Source organism: Rhodopseudomonas sp. B29 (genome assembly GCF_000333455.1).
In the GTDB taxonomy this organism is placed as follows: Bacteria; Pseudomonadota; Alphaproteobacteria; order Rhizobiales; family Xanthobacteraceae; genus Rhodopseudomonas.
Window position 1 is genome coordinate 1 of record NZ_BADD01000194.1, and the last position, 3,395, is coordinate 3,395.

The 3,395-nt window shown below is 66.4% G+C and carries 4 protein-coding genes; 3 read left to right on the top strand and 1 reads right to left on the bottom strand.

Features of this window, described 5'->3' with window-relative positions:
• From I5M_RS07005 to I5M_RS07015, 3 genes are all read left to right on the top strand, one after another.
• Nucleotides 1–839: peptidoglycan-binding protein (locus I5M_RS07005; RefSeq protein WP_022720749.1), on the top strand; the 839-nt coding region annotated here is incomplete at its 5' end.
• A gap of 17 nt (nt 840–856) precedes the next feature.
• Complete coding sequence (locus I5M_RS07010) at nt 857–2,008, top strand: FUSC family protein (protein WP_022720750.1); 1,152 nt, start codon at nt 857–859, stop codon at nt 2,006–2,008.
• Between the two features lie 43 nt (nt 2,009–2,051).
• Nucleotides 2,052–2,345, top strand: a complete 294-nt coding sequence (locus I5M_RS07015; protein ID WP_022720751.1) for a hypothetical protein — start codon at nt 2,052–2,054, stop codon at nt 2,343–2,345.
• 243 nt (nt 2,346–2,588) lie between these two features.
• Here the strand turns inward: I5M_RS07015 and I5M_RS07020 are convergent.
• A partial coding sequence (locus I5M_RS07020; protein ID WP_022720752.1) for a methyl-accepting chemotaxis protein occupies nt 2,589–3,395 on the bottom strand: 807 nt, incomplete at its 5' end.

A 3,395-nucleotide genomic window follows, 5' to 3' on the forward strand; every position in this document is an offset into this window, starting at 1 on the left:
GGGGCGTCGAGAGCGCCTATGGCGATCCCTTGGTGCAGCAGAACCATATGCGCCCGGTGTTTCCCTCCTTGGCGGCGCTGGCGTGGCGTGAGCCCCGCCGCAAGCCCTATGGGGAGACCGAGCTGATCAACGCACTGCGCATCGTCGACAAGGGTTGGTCGACGCCGCAGGAGATGCGGGGCTCGTGGGCCGGCGCCATGGGGCATACGCAGTGGATGCCGGAAGTCTGGCTCAATGTCGGCATCGACTATGACGGCGACGGCCGCGTCTCGCCGTTCGGCAAGCCCGACGACGCGCTCGGCTCGACTGCGAAGTATCTGGTCAATCGCGGCAAGTATCGGCCGCATCAGCATTGGGGCTACGAGGTCACAGGCCCCGGCGGCGACATCAGCGGCAGCCGCTCCTATCTGGCGTGGTCGCGCTCCGGCGTCGCCCGCGCCGACGGCAAGCCATTCCCGGACATGGAGGCCAGCGCCACCATGTGGGTACCGGTCGCGGGCGGCCCGAAATTCCTGCTCGGCCCGAACTTCTATGCTGTGAAGAGCTACAACCCGTCGATGAATTACGCGCTGGCGATCTGCCATCTCGGCGACCGCATCCTCGGTGCCGGTCCGTTCGCGCAGCCCTTCCCTGGCTCGGAACGCGCGCTCACATTGGCCGAAGTCCAGGACATGCAGACCCGCCTGACCCGCGCCGGCTTCGACACCGGCGGCACCGACGGCCGCGTCGGCAACGACACCATGCAGGCGATCCGCGACTTCCAACTCAAGACCGGCCTCCTCCCCGCGGACGGCTATGGCGGCCTCAAGGTGCTTGCGCGGCTGCGCCAGGGTGGATAGAGGCTGCGGATCGTTCGATGCGACATCACTGGACTTGGCACCGGCTGAAGGCGCTGGCGCACGAAGAGTGGCACGCCCTCGTCACCGTCAACCCGAGCGACCGGCCGTGGCAGATGCCGGCTGCGGCGGCGCTGTCGGCCGGCGCACCGATGCTGATCGGCGCCTATTTCGACCACCTCGATTACGGCCTGATCTCCTCACTGGGCGGCATGGCGTTCCTGTATCTGCCGCGTACACCGCTGCATCATCGCATGGTCTCGATGATGGCGGCCGGCTTCGGCTACGCTGCCTGCTTCACGCTCGGGCTCATCGTGCATTTGCTGCCCTGGTTGCTGGTACCAGCCATCACTTTCACGGCGATCCTGGTGACCATGCTGTGCCGCTTCTACCGCGTCGGCCCACCGGGCAGCATGTTCTTCGTCATGTCCGCCGCCATCGCCGCCTATACGCCCGGCACGTTGCTCGAGATGCCGCTCAAGGTCGGTCTGTTCGTACTCGGCAGCCTGCTCGCCACGCTGATCGCGATGGTCTACTCGATCATCGTGATGCGGATCCGCGAGCCGTTGCCGGTGCCGCCGCTGGCGACCAACGATTTTGAGCACGTCGTCCTAGACTCGGTGGTGATTGGTGCCTTCGTCGGCCTTGCGCTCGCACTCGCGCAAGTGCTGCAGCTCGAACGCCCCTATTGGGTGCCGGTGTGCTGCCTGGCGGTGATCCAGGGCCTGTCGGTTCGCGCGATCTGGAGCCGACAGCTCCATCGCCTGCTCGGGACCGCGCTCGGCCTGGTGCTGGCGTCGGCGCTGTTGGCGCTGCCGCTGGAGAAGTGGAGCATTGCGATCGCCCTCATCACCCTCAGCTTCATCATCGAGACGGCGGTGATCCGGCACTACGGCTTTGCGGTGATCTTCATCACGCCGGTGACGATCCTGCTCGCCGACGCGACCTCGCTCGGCCACGGCTTTCCCCGCGAGGTGATCGAAGCACGCCTCGTCGATACCGTGGTCGGCTGCGCGGTCGCGCTGGTCGGCGGCGTCTGCCTGCACAACCCGCGATTCCGCGCTGCCGCCGCGACGCTGGTCCGCCGGCTGCTGCCGGCCTATCTGGTACCGCCTCCCAAGCTGGCCGTTGATCCAAAGTCAAAATGCGGCAAGCCGCCTAGCGTGGGATAATACCCGCGCTCCCACCACGCGACGAACTGCAGGAAGCCCGCCCGTGAACGACGTGCGCCCGCAAGCCGAAACCTTTCAGGCCCCGCTCGACGAGATCGTCTGGAACAGCGCTTTCCGCCGCGGCTTCGCCGAGGCCCGCTCCGGCCGGACGCCGCGTCACTACGACGACGAGGTGATGTTTCAGGACGGGCTCGCCTGGGTCTACGAGTGGGGCCGGCAATTCGCCATCTTGGCGCCGCCCGACCTGCCGCTGGTGCTGCCCGACGAAGGAGCGCTCAACCCTAAAGCGGTGGAGCTGTTCCGCGAGATGGTGATGCAGGGCGAGATTTGTACTTAGAACGTCTCATCCATTGATAGAGACAGCGTCGTCCTCAAGTACAGACTCGTCATCCTGAGGTGCGCGCGTAGCGCGCCTCGAAGGATGCGGCCAAGGAGTACGCTGCCCATCCTTCGAGGCCCTCTGCGCCGCGCCAAGCGCGGCCCAGCGGGCACCTCAGGATGACGGCGGTAGTTGTGGATCAGCAAACGAAAACGGAGCCGGCAAGCCGGCTCCGTTCGATGGACGTAGGATCGGTCTGCTCTACGCAGCGCGGACCGAGTCGAGGAAGCGGCTGACTTCGCTCCTCAGCCGCGTGCTGTCCTGCGCCAGCGTCTGCGCCGACGACAGCACCTGCGACGAGGCCGAACCGGTCTCCGTCGCGCCGCGCTGCACATCGATCACGTTCGACGACACCTGCTGCGTTCCCATCGCGGCCTGCTGGACGTTGCGCGAGATTTCCTGGGTCGCAGCGCCCTGCTCTTCGACAGCGGCTGCGATCGTCGAAGAGATCTCCGACAGCCGGCCGATCGTGCCGGCAATCTGCTTGATGGCGGTGACCGAGTCGTTGGTCGCCGACTGGATGCCCGAAATCTGCTGGCTGATTTCGCCCGTCGCCTTCGCGGTCTGCTCGGCGAGCGCCTTGACTTCGGCAGCCACCACCGCGAACCCGCGGCCAGCCTCGCCAGCTCGCGCCGCTTCGATCGTGGCGTTGAGGGCCAGCAGGTTGGTCTGACCAGCGATTGTGTTGATCAGTTCGATGATGTCGCCAATGCGGGTCGCAGCCTTCGACAACTCACTGACGCGCTCGTCGGTGGTCCGGGCCTGGTTCACGGCGTCCGCGGCCATGCGGGCAGACTCTTGAACCTGCCGGCTGATCTCGCTGATCGACGAGCTCAGCTCCTCGGTCGCCGAGGCCACCGACTGGACATTGGTGGAGGCTTCTTCCGACGCCGCCGCGACGGTCGAGCTGAGATGTTGGGCGCGCTCGGCCGAGGTCGTCAGGGTGCTGGCGGAGGCTTCCAGTTCGGTCGAAGCCGACGACACGGTGTTGACGATCTCGCCGACCGC

What these genes read in the sequence shown, in the direction of transcription:
- I5M_RS07010 (WP_022720750.1), top strand. Translation starts at nt 857, where the DNA reads ATGCGACATCACTGGACTTGGCACCGGCTGAAGGCGCTGGCGCACGAA.